This window comes from Enterovibrio nigricans DSM 22720, assembly GCF_900167155.1.
In the GTDB taxonomy this organism is placed as follows: Bacteria; Pseudomonadota; Gammaproteobacteria; order Enterobacterales; family Vibrionaceae; genus Enterovibrio; species Enterovibrio nigricans.
Window position 1 is genome coordinate 80,986 of the sequence record NZ_FUXU01000009.1, and the last position, 18,999, is coordinate 99,984.

Annotated in this window: 21 protein-coding genes and 1 riboswitch; of the genes, 18 read left to right on the forward strand and 3 right to left on the reverse strand. The window is 48.3% G+C overall.

The annotated features are described in order from the left end of the window. Positions 1-7 precede the first annotated feature (7 nt). The 12 genes from gspE to cysQ all read left to right on the forward strand — a co-directional run bounded on the left by gspE (position 8) and on the right by cysQ (position 9,692). Complete coding sequence (gspE, locus tag B5D35_RS05650; protein WP_078751619.1) at positions 8-1,543, forward strand: type II secretion system ATPase GspE; 1,536 nt, start codon at positions 8-10, stop codon at positions 1,541-1,543. Beyond that, positions 1,543-2,763: a type II secretion system inner membrane protein GspF gene (gspF, locus tag B5D35_RS05655; protein ID WP_078751620.1), complete on the forward strand. Its 1,221-nt coding sequence runs from the start codon at positions 1,543-1,545 to the stop codon at positions 2,761-2,763. The genes gspE and gspF overlap by 1 nt, the downstream gene beginning before the upstream one ends. A 42-nt stretch (positions 2,764-2,805) precedes the next feature. Continuing rightward, the gene (gene gspG, locus B5D35_RS05660) at positions 2,806-3,243 is read left to right on the forward strand and encodes a type II secretion system major pseudopilin GspG (protein WP_078751621.1); all 438 of its coding nucleotides are present in this window, start codon (positions 2,806-2,808) and stop codon (positions 3,241-3,243) included. 3 nt (positions 3,244-3,246) lie between these two features. Beyond that, positions 3,247-3,807 carry a type II secretion system minor pseudopilin GspH gene (gene gspH, locus B5D35_RS05665; protein WP_078751622.1) on the forward strand — a complete coding sequence of 187 codons (561 nt, stop codon included), beginning with the start codon at positions 3,247-3,249 and terminating at the stop codon, positions 3,805-3,807. Beyond that, positions 3,804-4,166: a type II secretion system minor pseudopilin GspI gene (gene gspI / locus B5D35_RS05670; RefSeq protein WP_078751623.1), complete on the forward strand. Its 363-nt coding sequence runs from the start codon at positions 3,804-3,806 to the stop codon at positions 4,164-4,166. Before gspH ends, gspI begins: the two co-directional genes overlap by 4 nt. Beyond that, positions 4,150-4,797, forward strand: coding sequence for a type II secretion system minor pseudopilin GspJ (gene gspJ, locus B5D35_RS05675; protein WP_078751624.1), 648 nt, complete (start codon positions 4,150-4,152; stop codon positions 4,795-4,797). Before gspI ends, gspJ begins: the two co-directional genes overlap by 17 nt. Continuing rightward, the gene (gene gspK / locus B5D35_RS05680; RefSeq protein ID WP_078751625.1) at positions 4,794-5,816 is read left to right on the forward strand and encodes a type II secretion system minor pseudopilin GspK; all 1,023 of its coding nucleotides are present in this window, start codon (positions 4,794-4,796) and stop codon (positions 5,814-5,816) included. Before gspJ ends, gspK begins: the two co-directional genes overlap by 4 nt. Further along, the gene (gspL, locus tag B5D35_RS05685) at positions 5,788-6,990 is read left to right on the forward strand and encodes a type II secretion system protein GspL (protein WP_078751626.1); all 1,203 of its coding nucleotides are present in this window, start codon (positions 5,788-5,790) and stop codon (positions 6,988-6,990) included. The genes gspK and gspL overlap by 29 nt, the downstream gene beginning before the upstream one ends. Continuing rightward, a complete protein-coding gene (locus B5D35_RS05690; RefSeq protein WP_078751627.1) occupies positions 6,991-7,476 on the forward strand; it encodes a type II secretion system protein M in 486 nt (161 codons plus the stop codon). Between the two features lies 1 nt (position 7,477). Beyond that, positions 7,478-8,227 (forward strand): type II secretion system protein N, encoded by a 750-nt coding sequence (locus tag B5D35_RS05695; protein ID WP_078751628.1) that lies wholly within the window; start codon positions 7,478-7,480, stop codon positions 8,225-8,227. Between the two features lie 23 nt (positions 8,228-8,250). Next, positions 8,251-8,802, forward strand: a complete 552-nt coding sequence (nudE, locus tag B5D35_RS05700) for an ADP compounds hydrolase NudE (RefSeq protein WP_170915126.1) — start codon at positions 8,251-8,253, stop codon at positions 8,800-8,802. Positions 8,803-8,876: 74 nt separating this feature from the next. Beyond that, on the forward strand, positions 8,877-9,692 hold the full coding sequence (gene cysQ / locus B5D35_RS05705; RefSeq protein WP_078751630.1) for a 3'(2'),5'-bisphosphate nucleotidase CysQ: 816 nt from the start codon (positions 8,877-8,879) through the stop codon (positions 9,690-9,692). Between the two features lie 64 nt (positions 9,693-9,756). Here the strand turns inward: cysQ and sthA are convergent, their stop codons facing one another. Further along, positions 9,757-11,172: a Si-specific NAD(P)(+) transhydrogenase gene (sthA, locus tag B5D35_RS05710; protein ID WP_078751631.1), complete on the reverse strand. Its 1,416-nt coding sequence runs from the start codon at positions 11,170-11,172 to the stop codon at positions 9,757-9,759. Positions 11,173-11,433: 261 nt separating this feature from the next. Between sthA and fabR the strand changes: the two genes are divergently transcribed. Next, positions 11,434-12,078: an HTH-type transcriptional repressor FabR gene (fabR, locus tag B5D35_RS05715; RefSeq protein WP_078751632.1), complete on the forward strand. Its 645-nt coding sequence runs from the start codon at positions 11,434-11,436 to the stop codon at positions 12,076-12,078. Between the two features lie 5 nt (positions 12,079-12,083). Next, positions 12,084-12,464 (forward strand): YijD family membrane protein, encoded by a 381-nt coding sequence (locus B5D35_RS05720; RefSeq protein WP_078751633.1) that lies wholly within the window; start codon positions 12,084-12,086, stop codon positions 12,462-12,464. 48 nt (positions 12,465-12,512) lie between these two features. Here B5D35_RS05720 and trmA read toward each other — a convergent pair whose 3' ends face one another. Further along, entirely contained in the window at positions 12,513-13,619 is a 1,107-nt protein-coding gene (trmA, locus tag B5D35_RS05725) for a tRNA (uridine(54)-C5)-methyltransferase TrmA (protein ID WP_078751634.1), read from the reverse strand. A 158-nt stretch (positions 13,620-13,777) separates the two neighbouring features. Here trmA and B5D35_RS05730 point away from each other — a divergent pair, with 158 nt between their 5' ends. The 4 genes from B5D35_RS05730 to murI all read left to right on the forward strand — a co-directional run bounded on the left by B5D35_RS05730 (position 13,778) and on the right by murI (position 18,014). Further along, the gene (locus tag B5D35_RS05730) at positions 13,778-14,305 is read left to right on the forward strand and encodes an ATP--cob(I)alamin adenosyltransferase (RefSeq protein ID WP_078751635.1); all 528 of its coding nucleotides are present in this window, start codon (positions 13,778-13,780) and stop codon (positions 14,303-14,305) included. Between the two features lie 50 nt (positions 14,306-14,355). Continuing rightward, a riboswitch (cobalamin riboswitch) is annotated at positions 14,356-14,574 on the forward strand. A gap of 46 nt (positions 14,575-14,620) precedes the next feature. After that, a complete protein-coding gene (locus B5D35_RS05735; protein WP_139367724.1) occupies positions 14,621-16,441 on the forward strand; it encodes a TonB-dependent receptor domain-containing protein in 1,821 nt (606 codons plus the stop codon). 54 nt (positions 16,442-16,495) lie between these two features. Continuing rightward, positions 16,496-17,158 carry a Dph6-related ATP pyrophosphatase gene (locus B5D35_RS05740; protein WP_078751636.1) on the forward strand — a complete coding sequence of 221 codons (663 nt, stop codon included), beginning with the start codon at positions 16,496-16,498 and terminating at the stop codon, positions 17,156-17,158. A gap of 58 nt (positions 17,159-17,216) precedes the next feature. Beyond that, positions 17,217-18,014: a glutamate racemase gene (murI, locus tag B5D35_RS05745; RefSeq protein WP_078751641.1), complete on the forward strand. Its 798-nt coding sequence runs from the start codon at positions 17,217-17,219 to the stop codon at positions 18,012-18,014. Here the strand turns inward: murI and B5D35_RS05750 are convergent. Then, entirely contained in the window at positions 17,992-18,441 is a 450-nt protein-coding gene (locus tag B5D35_RS05750; RefSeq protein ID WP_078751637.1) for an RNA recognition motif domain-containing protein, read from the reverse strand. The two genes, murI and B5D35_RS05750, sit on opposite strands and share 23 nt — an antisense overlap. Positions 18,442-18,999: the final 558 nt, after the last annotated feature.

Sequence of the window (18,999 nt, forward strand, 5' to 3'; positions counted from 1 at the left end):
TCGCAGTATGGATACGCAACTGAACGAGTCAGACGTCGACATCGTGCAGGATATCGAGCAAGAGCTTCCGCTCAATACAACCCGCTTGCCGTTTGGTTTTGCAAAACGGCATGGGGTGGTCGTTGAGCGCACAGAACAAGGTTATTTGCTCTATTATCGCGATCAACCTAAGCCAGCGGTATTGGCAGAAGTAAGGCGTGTCTTGGGACGCGCTTTTACGCCAATTAAACTGATGGCTGATGAGTTTGATCCCAAGCTGACGCAACTCTACCAACGAGACTCGTCTGAAGCGCAGCAATTGATGGAAGACATTGGCGCGGATAGTGATGACTTCTTTGCTTTGGCAGAAGAGTTGCCACAAAGCGAAGATTTGCTGGAATCGGAAGATGATGCGCCAATCATCAAATTGATTAATGCCATGTTGGGTGAAGCAATCAAAGAAACGGCATCGGACATTCACATCGAAACGTTTGAGAAAAGTCTGTCTATCCGATTCCGTGTTGATGGTGTATTGCGGGAGGTGTTAAGCCCAAGCCGCAAGCTCGCGCCGCTTTTGGTTTCACGTATTAAGGTTATGGCACGTCTCGATATTGCAGAAAAACGAGTACCTCAGGACGGCCGTATTTCGTTGCGCATAGGTGGCCGAGCGGTCGATGTGCGTGTGTCCACCATGCCTTCGTCTCACGGTGAACGTGTGGTGCTTCGCCTTCTGGATAAAAACGCGACCCAACTGGATTTGGAAAGCCTGGGCATGACGCGTTCAGTCCATGACAACTTCCAGGTACTGATTAAACGCCCACACGGCATCTTGCTGGTAACGGGGCCGACGGGCTCAGGTAAATCCACCACGCTTTATGCGGGGCTGACTGAGCTTAACAGCTCAGAACGCAATATTCTGACGGTTGAAGACCCAATTGAATTTGATATTGACGGTATCGGTCAGACGCAGGTCAACACCAAAGTCGATATGACATTTGCCCGAGGCTTGCGCGCTATTTTGCGTCAGGATCCTGATGTGGTGATGGTGGGTGAGATCCGTGATTTGGAAACTGCACAAATCGCAGTTCAAGCCTCACTGACGGGCCACTTGGTGATGTCCACTTTACACACCAATACGGCGGTCGGTGCCGTGACCCGTTTGCGTGATATGGGCATTGAGCCTTTCCTCGTTTCGTCATCGCTTTTAGGCGTACTAGCACAGCGATTGATTCGCACCTTGTGCCCAACATGTAAAGAACCGTACGAGGCTGATACTCAGAGTAAAGCCTGGTTTGATATGACCGAAGATGAACCGTTAACACTTTATCGTGCGACAGGCTGCCAAGCCTGTAATCACAAAGGTTATCGTGGCCGAACGGGTATTCACGAGCTGCTTGTTGTGGACACCCAAGTTCAAGAATTGATCCATAACGAAGCTGGTGAGCAAGCCATTGAGCGCTATATTCGCCAAACGACACCGAGCATTCGGGCGGATGGCCTGTCCAAAGTCCGAGCGGGACAGACGACGCTTGAGGAAGTCTTGCGTGTGACGCGGGAGGGCTGATGGCGGCGTATGAATACAAAGCGTTAGATGCCAAAGGCCGGACGGTTAAAGGCGTCATCGAAGCAGATACGGCGCGTCAAGCTCGTCAAATGTTACGTGATAAGTCGCTGGTACCTGTAGAGATTGCGCAGTCCTACGAAAAGGAGCAGCAAACGCAATCTCAATCGGTGGGGTTTAAGCGTGGGATCAGCACTAGCGAGTTGGCGTTGCTGACACGCCAATTGGCGACACTGGTACAAGCGGCAATGCCCTTGGAAGAGTGTATAAAAGCGGTGGCCGAACAATCAGAAAAGCAGCGTTTAAAAAATATGCTGACGGGGGTTCGCGCGCGCGTAGTTGAAGGCTACACGCTGGCAGACAGTTTGGGTGACTATCCACATGTCTTCGATCAGTTGTTTCGTTCCATGGTCGCTGCAGGTGAAAAGTCGGGCCACTTAGGGCCGGTGCTTGACCGTCTCGCGGATTATGTCGAAAACCGCCAGACAGTGAAGAATAAGCTTATTCAGGCCATGGTGTATCCCATGGTATTGACTGTGGCAGCCATCGGTATCGTCGCATTTTTGCTTGCCACTGTCGTTCCAGACATTGTGGGACAGTTTGTGGATACGGGTACCGAGTTGCCGGGGATGACACAAGCGTTACTCAATATCAGTGACTTTGTGACCCGTTGGGGATTGCTGGTGCTGGCTGGCGTTATTGCACTGTTTTTTACGGTGAAAACCATGTTGAGAAACGAAAAGCGTCGACTGGCCTGGGACCGACGTATTCTGACGCTGCCTGTGATTGGTCGTGTGGCGCGAGGGCTTAATACCTCACGTTTTGCTCGAACACTGTCCATTTGCACCTCAAGCGCGATTCCACTGCTTGATGGGATGCGAGTTTCTGCGAATGTTATGACCAATACTTGGGTGAAAGCCAAAGTCCTTGAGGCATCAGACCGTGTTCGTGAAGGCTCAAGCCTGCGAGTTTCACTGGATAAGTCCAAATTGTTTCCGCCCATGATGCTGCACATGATTGCCAGTGGAGAGCGGAGTGGGGAATTGGAGCCGATGTTGACAAGGGCGGCAGACAACCAAGATCGAGACTTTGAATCACAGGTTAATATCGCGCTGGGCATTTTTGGTCCTGCGCTCATCATGATCATGGCGGGTATGGTGCTATTCATTGTGTTAGCAACGCTGATGCCGATCATTCAACTTCAAAACGTTATGGGTGCATAACGTTAGTTCGCTGCAGGGCAGCTTTTTTCAGGAGAGATAAACATGCAACGTCGTCAACAGGGTTTTACCCTGCTGGAAATCATGGTTGTTATTGTAATTTTGGGCGTTCTGGCAAGCTTCGTTGCACCTAACCTCTTGGGCAACGTCGATAAGGCCGATCAGCAAAAAGCCGTGACAGACATCAGTACCTTGGAAGGGGCGATGGATATGTACCGTTTGGACAACAGCGTGTATCCCACGACGGATCAGGGGTTGGATGCGTTGGTTAATAAACCAAATAGCTCACCAGAACCACGCAGTTATCGTCAGGACGGATATGTTAAGCGTTTGCCACAAGATCCGTGGGGTAATGATTACCAATACCTCAATCCAGGTGAGCACGGCACCATTGATATCTTTACGTTAGGTGCAGATGGTCAAGATGGTGGTGAAGGTATCAATCAGGATATCGGCAACTGGAACATGCTAGAGATTAACTGATCCATGAAAAGAGGGAGGCGCCCGGCCGGGTTTACATTGCTAGAGATCATGCTGGTGTTACTGGTGTTAGGTCTCAGTGCGGCATTTGTGGTGCCTAACTTGCCACAGAATAAAAGCGATGAGGCTAAAGAAGAGGCCAGTCGCTTTTATCAGTTAGTGCAGCTTTGGACAGAACAGGCATTAATCTCGGGGCAGACGTTCGGGCTCCGCGTTGATGATGACAAGTATCAACTTTTTAAACTCACCACTGAAGATTGGGTGCCAGTAGAAGAGCAGCGAACCAAAACCAATGTGTCGATGCCTGAAGGGGTGGGGTTGGATTTGGAGGTCACTGGTTTTGTTGATGAGGAGGATCGCCTTTTCGACCGAGAAAGCCTGTTTGATGAGGAGATGTTTGCTGAAGAGGAAGACAAGCCTCAGCCACCACAGGTGGTGTTAATGGGCAATGGTGAAATTATTCCGTTTAGTCTGACCTTTTTAGACGGAAAAACCCGACTTTGGCAAGTAAAAGGAAATGATGTGGCAACGTTTGAACTGCGTGCACTCAATGAGGATAGGGAGTGAGAACCTCTCGCGGCTTTACCCTGATTGAAGTGCTGGTAGCAATGGCGGTATTCGCCATTTCTGCGTTAGCTGTAATGAATGTAAGTAGCCAACAAGTGAACAACTTGAGCGCGCTCGAAGAAAAAACATTCGCTGCGATGGTGGCAGACAACCAACTCGCTTTGCTGATGTTGGAAAATAAAGTGCCCACATCGGCGAAGAGCGGCAAATCTGAGATGGCAGGACGCGAGTGGTATTGGACGATCAAGCCCATCGCGACGGCGCAGAGCACCCTACGCGCCGTAGATATCCTTGTTTGGCAGGACGAGCGTAAACAAAGTGCGCTGGCGACGGTGAGAACCTATGTACCCGCGAACTAACGTAAACAAAATACAAGGCTTCACCCTGATAGAAGTGCTTCTTGCTCTGGCGATTTTCGGCATGATCGCGATTGGCGTGCAGCAAGTGTTCAGTGGTGTTGTTAAGAGTAATGAACAGACACAACAAGTCAGTGATTCATTGAAAACATTGCAACGTGCATTGATCATCATGGACAGCGATTTTCGCCAGATGCTGGCAAGGCAATATCGAAACGGCGGAGAAGAAGCCGAAGAAAATTTGTTGGAATTTGGCGATGACTTACTGGACTCCGAATCACAGGGAATTCGATTCGTGCGTGGCGGGTGGATTAATCCGCAGCAACTATTCCCTCGCGGGGAAGTCGTTAAAGTGGGTTATCGCATTCAAGACAATACCTTGGAACGTGTCCGTTGGATGTATCCAGACGACAGCACCGCTAATGAGCCCGCCGTAATGCCGATTATGGACGGCGTTACGGACATCAGCATCGAAGTATTGGGCGAGGATTCTTGGCTGAAAGCGTGGGATACACCACTTGTAATGCCAAAAGCGATTCGCGTGATATTGGAGACGGAGCGCTACGGTGAGCTCTCTCGTATCTACCTCTTGCCAGCGCAGTCGTTAGTTGCTGCATCAGGAGCCACGCAATGATGAAGCGGTCTACTTTGCGGCGACAGCGCGGCGTAGCGTTACTGGTCGTGTTGTTGTTTATGGCTCTGGCAACAACCGTTGCAGTTAGTATGGCAAACAGAATGTTCGTCAACTTTAACCGCGCTGAAAGCCAACTCCGATACCAGCAAGCCTATTGGTATGCTCAATCTGTGGAGTCATTGGCGCGTTATGGCTTGGAAGAAAGCTTCGACAGCGATGATACAGTGACGCTGAGCCAGCCTTGGGCGGTGCGTGATCAGGTTTATCCTCTGGATGGTGGTCAGGCTACGGGGAGTGTGTTTGATAAGCAGGCATGCTTTAACGTCAACGGCTTGAGAGATATTGCTCCGACAGAAAATGGCACTAATCCTTTTCTGGTGGTTGCGCTACAGCAACTGATTGAATCCCAAAATATTGACAGTTTTGAAGCCGAGACAGCGGCTGCCGCAACATGGGAATACGTTGACAGCAACACCAGTGTGCAATCACCACTTGGCGTTGAAGACAGTGAGTATGAAGCAAGAGCGGTTCCCCATATTGCCCCCAACGGATACATGGCAGATATTTCTGAGTGGCGAGCAGTTAACGGTGTTTCGCGCGATATGTTTGATAAGGTCAGCCCGTTTCTCTGCGCGCTGCCAAACAGCAACGTGGTAGTGAACGTGAATACATTGGAAGAGAAAGATGCGCCGATATTGAGTGCGCTATTTCACCCCAACGTGTCCGTTGATGACGCGAAACAACTGATAAAAGATCGCGAACCAGTAGATGGGTGGAAAGATGTCGACAGTTTTTTGGCCGAACCCATGTTGTCTGATATCAGTCAGGACGACCGAGAAAAATTGCAAAGCTATTTTGATGTTCGCAGCCGGTATTTCGAATTAGACACAGAACTGACCCTCGACAGCACAACGCTGAGATTGCGATCGCTGTTGAAAAGGGATGATGAAGGCGCGGTAAATGTTATCCGTCGCCGATTTGGAGGAATGAGTGAGCGAGATCCTGACAGTAAGGCTTAATGGCGATCCCAATGAGGTGATCCCTTGGCTGGTATGGTCTGTTAGTCAACAAGAGGTGATCGCCTCTGGCGAGGCTGAGAGCCTGTTGCAACTTTCTGATTATGCGAAAGAGCGGGATGTCATTGCACTGGCCGATTCTGCCGCCATCACAATGACCACCGTCACCATCCCCTCTGGCAGTGAGCGTCAGCTTGATGCGGTGTTGCCGTATTTGCTGGAAGACGATCTGGCCCAGGATGTGGATGCACTTCATGTCACTTTGCTAAGCAAAAAGGGGAGCATCGCAAACGTTGCTGTGATTGGGCATAGCGTTATGCAGCGATGGCTGCAGGACTTAGCCGACGCGGGTATGTCGGTGAGAAAGATTATCCCCGATGTGTTGTGTCTGCCGTTGCAAGACGATGGTATTTCTGCGGTTCGCTTTAATGACCGTTGGTTATTGCGTACTTCTGATATGGAAGGATGTGCAGTTGATGAAGGTTGGCTTCCAATGTGGATGCGCAGTCTACATGACAGCAAAGACGGTGATGACATTCTGCCTGTCGTCAGTTATTCCGCATTGCCGGAAGACGCGGGTGACAACTGGAAAAGTGAGCCAGCAGAGATGGTCATGCTGTTGCTGACCCAAGGCGCATTGCTAAGTCGCTTTAACCTTCTGGCTGGAAAATACAAACCTCAGAATCAAATTCTCAAACACCTTCGCCCTTGGCGCGGAGCAGCCATCGCGGCCGGAATAGTTCTTGCTGTGCTCGGCGGTGAAAAAATAGCAGAAATCTACCAGATGGAAGCACAAACGGCGCAAATTCGTCAGCAAAGCGAAGCACGAGTGAGAGCACTGTTACCGCAAAACCAACGTATTCCGACAACCAGCTATATGCGCAGGCTGCTTGAAAATGAAGTCGGTCGATTGTCGGGGGCTGGTGTACAAACAGGTGTGATGATTTGGTTGGCAGAAATTGGACCTTTGATGGGACGCGTACCTAGTATCGAGCTGGATTCGATGCGCTTTGACCAAGATCGTGGCGAACTTCGCTTGAATGCCAGAGGTAAAGACTTCAGCGATTTTGAAAAACTTCGCGAAGCATTTGCAGAAGACTTCAATACCGAACTTGGACAATTGAGCCGAAACGAACAGAGCGTAACTGGCGCCTTTGTACTGAAAAAGGAACCGTAAATGAAAGCAGTTATCGCCTATTGGCAACACTTGTCGCGCCGTGAGCAACGGTTATTAACGGTGGCAATGGTGGCTCTGGTTTTGGCCAGCTTGTATTGGGGCGTTATCAGCCCGTTGCAAGCGCGTGCAGAGTTGGCCAAGCAACAGCTTGCCAATGAGAAAAGCTTACTGACGTGGGTGAATAGCAAAGGTGCTGAGATAGAAGCACTTCGTTCTGTGAGCGGAAGTGGCGGGCAAGTGAGCGCATTGCCACTAAACCAGTCAGTGACGTCCAGTGTGAAGCGGTTCAACTTGGAGATTCTACGTCTGCAACCGCAACGTGAAGAGTTGCAGGTGTGGTTAAAGCCGATGCCGTTTAATAGTCTATTGCGTTGGTTAGACTTTCTCTCTAAAACTCACGGCGTTGAAGTGAAATTTATCGACTTGGGCAAGACAGATACGCAAGGCATGGTTGAAGTGAAACGCCTTCAGTTAGGACGAGGATAGTATGAAACGCATAATTATCATGAGCATGTTGTTCGTCCTTACCTTGTTAGTGAGTCTGGTAGTACACATACCCGCAAACTTCATTTTCAGCTACATCCCGCCCGTTCAAGGTCTGCAACTGGGGGCTATCAGTGGCACGATTTGGAGTGGCACCGCTGCAAGCGTAAGCTGGCAAGGTCAGCCGATGGGGAAGCTGAACTGGCACCTCAATATTATGCCATTGCTTACGGGAAACGCAGATGTGGCTATTCGCCTGTCTGGTGTTAAAGGATTATCTGCGAAGGGGAATATCGGATATGGCATGTCTGGTGCTTATGCCAATAACCTGCTGTTTTCAACGTCCGCCAACGTTGTGCAGTCTTTTATTCCATATCCGTTGCCGGTCAGTCTTGCTGGGCAGTTCGATTTAACCGTACGTGATTATTTGTTTACTCAAAAACCATTTTGCGATGAGCTTGAAGGCAACATTGCTTGGTCGCAAGGTAGTGTCACCTCTCAGCTTGGCACTATTGACCCAGGGCTGGTGGTGGCCAATCTGACCTGCGACGAGGGGCGTTTGTCATTGGATGGTGGAAGTAAGTCCGATGCCCTAGAAACTGAATTTAGTCTGTTATTGTCACCGGATCAGCGATATAACATGAATGGCTGGTTCGTTCCCGGTAATGCGTTGCCTCCATCAATGAAAGGGGCATTAGGTTTTATGGGACAGCCAGACAATGAAGGTCGCTATCGATTGAGTTTTAGCGGTTAGTCGCGTGGCGGGAGAGAGTCATCATGAAAAAACTTATCGCACCTGAGATTTTATCTGCAGAAGTCATCGCCAAGTCACGCCTGTTCCAAATAGAGTCTTTGGAGCTGAGATTCAGTAACGGTGAAGAACGTACCTACGAGAGAATGAAGCCTAGTGGCCGTAGTGCCGTTATGATTGTGCCTGTTACAGAATCAGGAGATCTGTTGCTAGTGCGAGAATATGCTGCCGGGACAGAGCGATATGAGCTAGGCTTTCCAAAAGGGCTGGTTGATCTGGGTGAAACTGCATTGGAAGCGGCTAATCGAGAACTAAAAGAAGAAATTGGATTTGGTGCCAATCAATTGACCCCGTTAAAAGAAGTGGTGCTCGCACCTTCTTATTTTTCAAGCAAAATGACCCTGTTTTTGGCGGAGGACCTCTATCCAGAGAAGCTCGAGGGCGATGAACCCGAGCCGTTGGAGTTGGTCCGTTGGCCCGTCGCACAGGCAGAAGAACTAATAACTCATGTCGATTTTGGGGAAGCCCGCAGTATTACTGCCTTGATGTTGGCCTTGAAACATCTCGCCTCACGCTAGAATGTTTTTTGTGCCACGAGTGACGATAGTCGGGATTACCAAGTCGTAGAGTGAGAGCCCTATAGGAGTGCTACATGGAGCTGTCACAGCTATTGCTACCCGTGATAGAAATTGCCCGTGCGTCTGGACAAGTTATCTTGGACATATATCAACGTGGTGATTTTGAAAAAAAAATAAAAAGCGATGACACACCGGTGACCAGTGCCGATATGGCCGCACATAAGTTGGTAACTGAGCGATTGTCCGCATTAACACCAGATATTCCTGTGTTATCAGAGGAGGATTGTAGCGTTCCACTCAAAGATCGTGAGCGTTGGGAGCGATACTGGCTGGTGGACCCTCTGGATGGAACACAAGAATTTATCGCTGGCAGCGGTGACTTTGCCACCATTATTGCATTGGTTGAAAATAACCAACCCGTAATGGGGGTAGTATATGGTCCTGTGTCTGGCGTGTCGTATTATGCGGCAAAAGGACATGGCGCGTGGAAAGTCATGCCCGATGGTGAGAAGCATCGCCTTTCTATTCTCAAACATGAAGATGAACTGACATCGCTTTCTATTGCCATTAGCCGTCGACAAGATATCAAAGCCATCACCGATCGCCTCGAACCGAGTCGTAACTACGACTTAGTACCACTGGGATCAGCGGCACTGAAGTCTTGCCTCGTCGCTGAAGGTGCTGTGGATTGCTATTTACGGTTAGGCCCGACTGGCGAATGGGATACGGCTGCTACACAATGCATAGTTGAGGAGGCAGGAGGCCGTATTTTAGATATGACACTGTCGCCGCTTTCTTACAACGAGCGAGACTCGCTGGAGAACCCAAACTTTATCGTGTTGGGTGACACCGGATTACCATGGCGAGACATCGTCCGCTTTGAAGGCTAATGACGCTGAGCAATGAGAATAGAAAAACGGAGCAATTGCTCCGTTTTTTAGTTTGAAGGGTAACCTAGAACAGACGGTTTAAACCATTTAAGGCCGCGACACGATACGCTTCGGCCATGGTTGGGTAGTTAAATGTGGTGTTAATGAAGTAATCCAGCGTATTGCCTTCACCTTTTTGTTCAAAAATGGCTTGGCCGATGTGAATGATCTCCGCAGCACGTTCACCAAAACAGTGAATGCCCAAAATCTCTTTGGTTTCACGGTGGAATAGGATTTTAAGACTCCCTACATCCATCCCTGCAATCTGCGCGCGCGCAAGGTGTTTAAATTGGGCACGCCCCACTTCATACGGGACTTTATCAGCGGTCAGTTCTTGTTCGGTTTTACCGACAGAACTGATTTCAGGAATCGTAAAAATGCCCGTTGGGATGTGATCGATAAGTCGGCCTTTCGCCTGACCTTCACTAATAGCTTGTGCCACGATTCGACCTTGATCATACGCAGCACTCGCAAGACTTGGGTAGCCAATCACGTCACCAACCGCGTATATGTGTTCGACTTCTGTCCCGTAGTTATCGTTCACTTTGAGCTGACCGCGAGAATCGGCTTTTAAAGCTACTGCTTTGAGATTCAATGAGTCGGTGTTACCCGTTCGACCATTGGCAAACAGTAAACAGTCTGCTTTCATCTTTTTGCCTGACTGAAGGTGCAAGATCACGCCATCTTTGGTGCCTTCGATTTTCTCGTAAGTTTCGTCGTTGCGGATCAGCACACCACTGTTCCAGAAATGATAAGAGAGTGAGTCTGACATTTCGTTATCAAGAAACGAAAGCAGGCGATCACGGGTATTGATAAGGTCTACCTTGACGCCTAATCCACGGAAAATAGACGCATATTCACTGCCAATTACACCTGCCCCATAAATGATGACGTGGCGAGGATCATGTTGCAAAGAAAGGATAGAGTCACTGTCGTAAATGCGTGCGTGTGTGAAATCGACATCCTTCGGGCGATAAGGGCGGGATCCCGTCGCGATGACGAATTTATCTGCCGTGTATCGATCAATAGTACCGTCGTCCGCCAGCACTTCAATTTCATGCGTGCCGCTAAACCGCGCACTGCCATGCAAAATGGAGCAAAGGTTTCGGTCATAAAAGCCTTGGCGCATGCGGGTTTGTTTGCCGATTACCGATTGGGCATGTCCTAAAATGGCAGAAAAGGTACTGTGAACTTGGCGATTGTCACCGGTATAGATAGGGCTTCGGTTGAATTCAATGATGCGGCTGACAGTATGACGCAGTGCTTTGGAAGGAATAGTTCCCCAATGGGTACAGCCACCACCTACGGTAGTTTCTTTTTCAATCACTGCAACCCGCAACCCTGCTTTGGTTAGCCCCATTGCAGCACCTTCGCCGCCAGGGCCGCTGCCAATCACGATTACGTCAAAATGGTTGGGGGATGTCGCGGGCGATTTGCTCATATCCGTATGGCCTTTTGTTTTCATTATGTTAAGGGTGACGATTTAATTGTAACGTGATCACATGCTTTCGAGAATCAAGACACTACTATTCAGCGTAGATGATCACGTAACTTTGGCGAAAAAGCAGACGTTCGTGTCATGATCACAGGGAAAGGCGAGTGATCTAACACAGGATTACGGAAACAGATCCGATCGGGAACTGAACTCGCCGAAAAAAGCAGGTATAGTTTGCTGTTAGATTTCATAAGGTAAACACTGGCGATGGGAATAAGAGCACAACAGAAAGAAAAAACCCGGCGTACGCTAATCGATGCGGCTTTTAGCCAGCTTAGTGCCGACCGTAGCTTTTCCAATCTCAGCTTGCGCGAAGTGGCAAGAGAGGCTGGCATTGCGCCAACGTCTTTCTACCGCCACTTTAAGGACATGGATGAACTTGGTCTGACGATGGTAGACGAGGGAGGGTTGCTGTTGCGTCAATTGATGCGCCAAGCTCGCCAACGTATTGCCACTGAGGGCAGCGTAGTCAGAACGTCCGTGGAAACCTTTATGGAATTTATCGAAAGTAGCCCAAACGTACTGAGGCTACTTTTACGTGAACGTTCAGGTACATCGGCTGCATTTCGAGCCGCTGTCGCACGTGAAATACAACATTTTGTCGCTGAGTTGACAGAATATTTCGAAGCGACAGCAGGTCTGACTCGCGAGGAGGCCTATAATCAGGCAGAGGCATGTGTCACTTTGGTCTTTAGTTCTGGCGCAGAAGCACTGGATTTGGACAAACGTGCACGCGCTGAACTTGCAGAGCGTCTGGTGATCCAATTGCGCATGATTTCTAAAGGTGCGTATTGGTACCGAAAAGAGCGTGAACGTAATGCACTCAAGGATAAGTTGTCTTCAGGCAGGTAAAAAACATGGAACAAAATCTACAATCAGAACGTAAATTTCTTCTCCTCGCTGTTATTGCGGGCTTGTGTGGTAGTGCGACGCTGTCTACCTTGTTTGCTGAAAGCGTGGCATTCTCTATTTTCCCGATTATCGCGTTTGTGTTGGCGATTTACTGCTTTTACCAACAACATGTGAATCAACCTCTGACGGAAGGCACGCCGATGATTGCATTTGCCTGTTTCTTGGTTGGTGCATTTGGTTACTCTGCGTTTGTACGCATGCAACTGCCTGAGCTGGGTGGAAACTTCTTCTCTATCATCGTGACAATGGCACTGGGCCTTTGGGTTCTGCATAAGATGGGATGGCTACACGTAGCAAACAAGAAGAAAGAAGCGATTGAAGAGTAACGCGACGCTGAGATAACAAAAAGGAGCCTGAGGCTCCTTTTTTCATGTTTATTTACGTTCCAGCAGAACACCCGCTTCCATATGGTGGGTATATGGGAATTGGTCAAACAGCGCAAAACGCGTAATGTGATGAGTTTCTGACAATATAGTCAGATTGTCTCTTAGCGTATCTGGGTTACATGAGATATACAGGATGCGGTCATATGTCTGCACCATACGACATGTGCCTTCATCCATGCCCGATCGTGGAGGGTCAACAAAGATGGTGTTGCAGTTGTAACTCTTTAGATCAACGCCAGCTTGCTGTAGGCGTCGAAATTCGCGTTTGCCTTCCATCGCTTCGGTGAATTCTTCCGCAGACATACGGATGATTTGAACATTGTCTATCTTGTTTGCTGCAATGTTCCACTGAGCAGAATCAACGGACGGTTTGGCAAGTTCAGTTGCCAATACGCGTTCAAAGTTATCAGACAGTGCCAGTGAGAAGTTGCCGTTTCCGCAGTAAAGCTCCAGCAGATCGCCCGTGCTATCTTGCGTACAGTCGACAGCCCATTCCAGCATTTTGACGGCCACTTTACCGTTAGGCTGAGTGAAGCTGTTTTCGACTTGCTGGTAGGTTAGGGTGCGATCGTTCACGGTCAGTTTTTCAACCACGAAATCGCGGTCGATAACGATTTTCTGCTTACGCGCACGACCTATCAGATTCAGATTAAAGCCTTCGTCGTTTAAACGTTGTTTGAGTTGGTGCGCGTTAGCTTCCCACTCTTCATCCAGTTGGCGGTGATAAAGCATAGAAACCAGTACTTCACCGCTTAAGGTAGACAAAAAGTCGACTTGGAACAGTTTTCGACGCAGGCTTTCAATCGGCTTGATGGCATCAACCAGCAGTGGCATCAAATCATTGATGATGCGACTCGCTTGTGGAAATTGGTCCACGCGATACTTCTGCTTGGTCTCCTGATTAAACATGATGTAATAAAGATCATCACCCTCATGCCAGACACGAAACTCAGCACGCATACGGTAGTGCTTGTCTGGAGACGTAAACACTTCCAACTCAGGCGCGTTGAACTCGGCGAACGCGGATTGCATGCGTACGATCTTTTCGTCCAGTTGCTTCTGATATTGGGTGGTGTCAATCAGGGTATTGCTCATATTACCTAACCTGCATTACTAAAAATGAGCGCAAATTGTATGTAGCCAAACCATATTGTCCAGCCTTTTCGCTGACTTTTTCACCAGTCGTACGTTCTGGCGGCGGAAAGGTAAGGGTTAGTATAAGATTGGCACAAATTGTTCTGGCAGGATTTATCATGACCTTTCGAAAACCGAAAAACCGTAAGGAAATTTGCTACCCCTTTATCTATGAGTCAGCACTGACCTGTGATTATGAAGTGCATACCGATGAGCTGTGCAGTTTGTTGGGAATGGTACTGGCTCAGATGCCAGAGGGGTTTGATGATGTTGTCGCTGATTTGGAAACGCTGCATCCGAAAATCTATCACTTGAATGGCTCCGTGCGCGGTAAGAACGGTATTTTCGAGGAAGACCTGGAATGGCTGCATGAACGTTACGATCACTACAACAAATTGAGTGCGGGCCGAGTCACGCGTTTTGTATTGCCTAGAGGCCCTGTTGCAGTGATGGCTCTGCACCAATGTCGTACGGGCTCGAAAAAAACAGTCAGGCTGCTTCACCGTCTGGATGAGTCTGGTGTGACGTTCGAAGAGACGTTGCCGCGTTTTGCCAATCTGCTGGCGAACTTCTTCTTCGTGCTCACTGTGTATATCAAAATGAAACTCGACGTCGAAGAAGTGGATTACATCAGCATTAATTACTGACGTAATTTCTTTCATTACATTGGATTACCTGAGTAATTAGATCTGGTTCTCACTATCAAAGTATCAATGGTGCGCTGACTTCTCTATAATCAGCGCGCTTTTTAATTCCAGCTGGGAATCCGGTGTGAATCCGGAACTGGCGCGCAGCGGTAATGAGAAACGAAGGTGACTAGGCGAAAAGCCAGACACTGTGCCTAGGAATGGGCATGGGAAGTTGTCACCGTAGGGGGTCTCTAAGTCCGAATATCAGCTGGACAACAATGTGGTATCAGGATCTCCTGACATCATTAGATACACGCGATTTTTGGATCTGATATGTCTAATAAACTTCTGGCAGCAGGAATGTTGCCGTTGGCTGCGTTTGCGCACGCCGAATCTATCTCGACAACTGACGACACCATGGTTGTCACCGCCTCTCGATTTGAACAGCCCGTTTCTACTGTACTCGCACCTGTTTCTGTTCTTACACGTACCGACCTCGAAGAACTTCAGGCTAGCAGTTTGGTGGATGCACTGAAGACTCTGCCGGGTATTGAAATTGGCCAAAATGGTGGCCGAGGACAAACAGCGTCGATCTTCCTTAGAGGTACCAACTCTAACCACGTATTAGTGCTGGTCGATGGCGTTCGTCTTCCTCGTACAATGCTGGGCACTGTTGATTTCAACATGTTGCCACTGAATACCGTCGAGCGTATTGAAGTAATACGTGGTTCTGGCGCTACCGTCTATGGCTCTGATGCTATTGGTGGGGTTATCAATATCATCACCCGAAATGACGCTGAATCGACGCGCTTTAGCATTGGCGGAGGTAGCTTTGGTACTGCATCAGCAGATGTTGGCGTTACCCGTAAATTGACAGATAGCCTTTCTATGCAACTGATGGGCGGTCTGGAATCTGTTGATGGTTACAACGTTCGCCCAGACATTGCGCCAGCCGACGATGAACATGGATTTGAAAGCAAGAACGTGTCGCTGCGTTTGAGCTACGCACCAAGCCAGAACTGGAACTCAAACGTTATTGGCCGTTGGTACGAGAACAAAGTCGACTTCGCAGACTATGGTGGCTCCAAGAAACACCTTTGGGTTGAAAGCAAATCGATTGGTGCGGATTCCGGCTACACGTATGGCAAGTGGAATACCCAAGCGCGTATCGAAGTTGGTGAACAGAAGAACTACGACTATGCAGAGGGTTCAAGCCCGTCAGCGGACAACCTGACCAGTGAAATTCGTCAAATCTATTCAAGCCTGACTTCACGCTACCAAGTGAGAGATAACTTGGCGGTAACGACGGGCGTTGATTTGACGCTGGAGAAGTACCTCGACGGTAACTTTATTTCGATTGACTCGATTGAGGATAATCCTCGTCAAAACATTGGTGTGTTCGGTCTGGCTAACTGGAATATTACTGACAGCATTTTGCTGGAAGGTAGCGTGCGCCATGACGACAATGACCAGTTTGGTGGCAACACCACCAGTTTGATCTCAGCCGGGTGGACGATAAATGAAGACTATCGTTTATTTGCAAGCTACGGCACGGCGTTTAAAGCACCAACATTCGACAAACTTTATGGCTCAAGCGGTAATGTTAACTTGATACCTGAAGAGTCAGAGAATGTAGAGATTGGCTTTGAGGGAACGACGTACGATGTAAGCTGGAGCCTGAATGGTTACATCAATACCATCGACAACCTGATCGTTTACTCGGGTAGCTGGCCAAATGGTAAAAACGAAAACGTTGAAGAAGCGCGTATCAAAGGTATCGAGCTGATTGCAGATTTCGACTTGGGCCCTGTATACAACCAAGTGTCACTGGAGCTTCGCGATCCAAAAGACGTGTCCAAGAATGAACAGTTGGCGCGTCGTGCTAAGCAGTTGGCGAAATGGCGTACATCAGTATGGTTGGGTGATGTTTTGCTAGGTACTCAGTTTATGTACCAAGGCGAGCGTCCAAATTACTCAGGCGGTGGCATGTTGGATGCCTACTCGGTTTGGGATTTGACTGCGCAATACGACATTTCGAACAACATTACCTTAGGCGGTAAAGTGGCTAACCTGTTCGATGAAGAATACGAAACCGCAGGCGATTACCCAGCAGCAGAACGAGCGTTCTACGTTAATCTGAACTTCGCGTACTAATCGTATCTTTTACTAAAAGCCGCCACAAGGCGGCTTTTTCTTTTGGAAGTAAAAATGAAAAAACGCGTTATTGTCAGTTGGTCTTCGGGTAAAGATTCCACTCTCACTCTTTGTCGGTTGTTTAAAGACAATCGTTACGAGGTGGTGGGACTGTATACCACGCACGTGGAAGGTGCCGTGCCGTTTCAAGCAACACCAATCTCTATCGTGCAAGCACAGGCTGATGCTATCGGTTTGCCGCTAGTGCTGATTGAATTGAATGAAGTCTTTCCGTCAAACGAGGTTTATCAGCAATCTATTGTTGAAGGGATCAAAACGAGCGGACTGGATGTTGATGCCGTGGCGTTTGGTGACATGTTCTGCAATGGTATTGAAGCGTATCGCCGAAGCTACATCGAGCCTCAAGGGTGGGAGTGTGTTTTCCCGCTAATTGGTGAAAACAGCAAAGCACTTGCGAAAGAGATTATCGAGATCGGTATTCAAACATCACTCAGTACAATTGATACCTCCCAATTGTCATCCGAATTTTTAGGACGACACTATGACTTGGTTCTCCTTAAAGCCTTGCCAGAAAGCTGTGATCCATGTGGAGAAGATGGTGAGTTTCACACTATGGTGACCAATGCACCATGTTTTCAGTATCCCTTGGAACTTGTGGTTAACAATGAAGAGAGAGAGGGAAGGTTTCATCATCTGATTTACCGTCTTAAGGCGTGAGTGATTTTCAACGCGCTCTTTGCGAAGTATTATGGCGACGCAAATAAACAAAAAGGTAATGAATGTGAAAAGTGTGCTGATTTTTGATTCAGGTGTAGGTGGTCTTTCTGTCTTTCAGGAAATTTCCGCATTGATGCCCAATCAGCACGTGATCTATGCCTTCGACAATGCCGCCTTTCCTTATGGTGAATTGGATGATGATGTTTTGGTTAGTCGTGTATGCGGGATGGTGTCAGTGCTTTGTAAAGAGCACGAGATCTCGCTGGTGGTCATTGCCTGTAACACAGCGAGCACAATTGTATTGCCACATCTTCGGAGCCAGTTAGACATTCCCGTTGTTGGGGTCGTGCCAGCAATTAAACCTGCAGCGGAATTAAGCGAGACTAAACACATCGCTCTGCTTGCGACGCCTGCAACCGTAAAACGCTCTTACACACGAGATCTGGTTAATGAGTTCGCCCCAGACTGTAAGGTCGACATGGTCGGCTCGACGGCACTGGTGATGATGGGGGAAGATAAGCTTCGCGGTAAGCCTACGAATATGGCGGAGCTTGATACCATCCTTAAGCCTTTTCAGCGCGGCGTGGATTGCGTTGTCCTGGGGTGTACGCACTTCCCGCTATTAAAAGAAGAGATACAGCAGTTGCTGGGTCATAAGTGCCGCGTTATTGATTCTGGTTTGGCGATCGCTAAGCGCGTAAAGATGCTGCTTAGCCAAGAGGGGAATGGCTCCCTCTCGGCATTAAACAGAAAACACGAAGTATTTAGTAGTGCAGAAGTAAAAGAAGAAGAGGCACTAAATAAAGAAATGACCCAAATGGGCTTCTCTATTATTAAGCGCGCTCCGACTTTCTAGGATCGTTAGCTTCTCTTACTTTTAAGGTTCGTTCACCATATTCGCTGTTGTTTAGTTTCTCGATGGCCTCTGGTGTATCTGCTGCTGCCATCACTACAAACCCAAAACCTCGACGTTTACCTGTCCTTTTATCTTTCATGAGGCGAACGGCAAATACTTCGCCGTATTCGGCAAAAAGATCTTTCACGTCATTTTCGTTCGCGCGATAAGGTAAGTTACCTACATATATAGTCTTACTGTTGGTCGCAATTGATTCTGAAATATCGCTTGGAGACTTGGTAGAAAGAAAAGAAAGAGCGATACCTACGGTGACTGCACCTAGTGCAAATGCGTAGCCCGTGCTCGAAATCATTTGTGAACTGTTAAAGAGTATTGTGCCAACGAAAGCAATGGCAGCGGTAATAAGCAAACTGATAGATATTCTCATAATCGTCAAATTAAAAGTCAGTTGGAAGAAATAGCATGGAGGTATGAAATCAATGCTGATTAAAAATAAATACAATTATCGGATTGATATTACGATTATTGTGAAATTATTGCTAGTAAGTGAATGTGACAACCTTCTAATGTTGCAATATGTCATGCTTTTCGAAGTTTAGGTTGATTTGTGGTCAGTTGAGCAGATTTTAAAGAAAAACCCTTGCCAATGTGATCCTAGTCTCTATAATGCCGCTTCACCGACACGGAGAGCGGCTTCCAACAAGGAAACGCCCACGAAATCGGTACGGCGAACAGGCTTCAAAACTGAATGAAAATAAACGCTTGACGCGTTGAAACGAATCAGTAAAATGGCCGCCCGCTTCAACGAAAAAGCCACTTCTTAGTAAGCGCGCTTTAACGAGAGAAGCAAGTCAACAAGACGTTTTGATGGTTGCGAAAGCAACGCGGAAATGCCGCAAAATTTCTTCTTGACTTCATCGCCCGACAGCGTAAAATTCGCAGCCCTGACGGTGAGAAGCTCCGGCTTCTACAGTCAACGTTCTTT

Bases quoted from the DNA above. Each gene is read 5' to 3' on its own strand.
- gspE (WP_078751619.1), top strand. From the start codon at position 8: ATGGATACGCAACTGAACGAGTCAGACGTCGACATCGTGCAGGATATC.
- gspF (WP_078751620.1), top strand. From the start codon at position 1,543: ATGGCGGCGTATGAATACAAAGCGTTAGATGCCAAAGGCCGGACGGTT.
- gspG (WP_078751621.1), top strand. From the start codon at position 2,806: ATGCAACGTCGTCAACAGGGTTTTACCCTGCTGGAAATCATGGTTGTT.
- gspH (WP_078751622.1), top strand. From the start codon at position 3,247: ATGAAAAGAGGGAGGCGCCCGGCCGGGTTTACATTGCTAGAGATCATG.
- gspJ (WP_078751624.1), top strand. From the start codon at position 4,150: ATGTACCCGCGAACTAACGTAAACAAAATACAAGGCTTCACCCTGATA.
- gspK (WP_078751625.1), top strand. From the start codon at position 4,794: ATGATGAAGCGGTCTACTTTGCGGCGACAGCGCGGCGTAGCGTTACTG.
- B5D35_RS05690 (WP_078751627.1), top strand. From the start codon at position 6,991: ATGAAAGCAGTTATCGCCTATTGGCAACACTTGTCGCGCCGTGAGCAA.
- B5D35_RS05695 (WP_078751628.1), top strand. From the start codon at position 7,478: ATGAAACGCATAATTATCATGAGCATGTTGTTCGTCCTTACCTTGTTA.
- nudE (WP_170915126.1), top strand. From the start codon at position 8,251: ATGAAAAAACTTATCGCACCTGAGATTTTATCTGCAGAAGTCATCGCC.
- cysQ (WP_078751630.1), top strand. From the start codon at position 8,877: ATGGAGCTGTCACAGCTATTGCTACCCGTGATAGAAATTGCCCGTGCG.
- sthA (WP_078751631.1), bottom strand. From the start codon at position 11,172: ATGAGCAAATCGCCCGCGACATCCCCCAACCATTTTGACGTAATCGTG.
- fabR (WP_078751632.1), top strand. From the start codon at position 11,434: ATGGGAATAAGAGCACAACAGAAAGAAAAAACCCGGCGTACGCTAATC.
- B5D35_RS05720 (WP_078751633.1), top strand. From the start codon at position 12,084: ATGGAACAAAATCTACAATCAGAACGTAAATTTCTTCTCCTCGCTGTT.
- trmA (WP_078751634.1), bottom strand. From the start codon at position 13,619: ATGAGCAATACCCTGATTGACACCACCCAATATCAGAAGCAACTGGAC.
- B5D35_RS05730 (WP_078751635.1), top strand. From the start codon at position 13,778: ATGACCTTTCGAAAACCGAAAAACCGTAAGGAAATTTGCTACCCCTTT.
- B5D35_RS05735 (WP_139367724.1), top strand. From the start codon at position 14,621: ATGTCTAATAAACTTCTGGCAGCAGGAATGTTGCCGTTGGCTGCGTTT.
- B5D35_RS05740 (WP_078751636.1), top strand. From the start codon at position 16,496: ATGAAAAAACGCGTTATTGTCAGTTGGTCTTCGGGTAAAGATTCCACT.
- murI (WP_078751641.1), top strand. From the start codon at position 17,217: ATGAATGTGAAAAGTGTGCTGATTTTTGATTCAGGTGTAGGTGGTCTT.
- B5D35_RS05750 (WP_078751637.1), bottom strand. From the start codon at position 18,441: ATGAGAATATCTATCAGTTTGCTTATTACCGCTGCCATTGCTTTCGTT.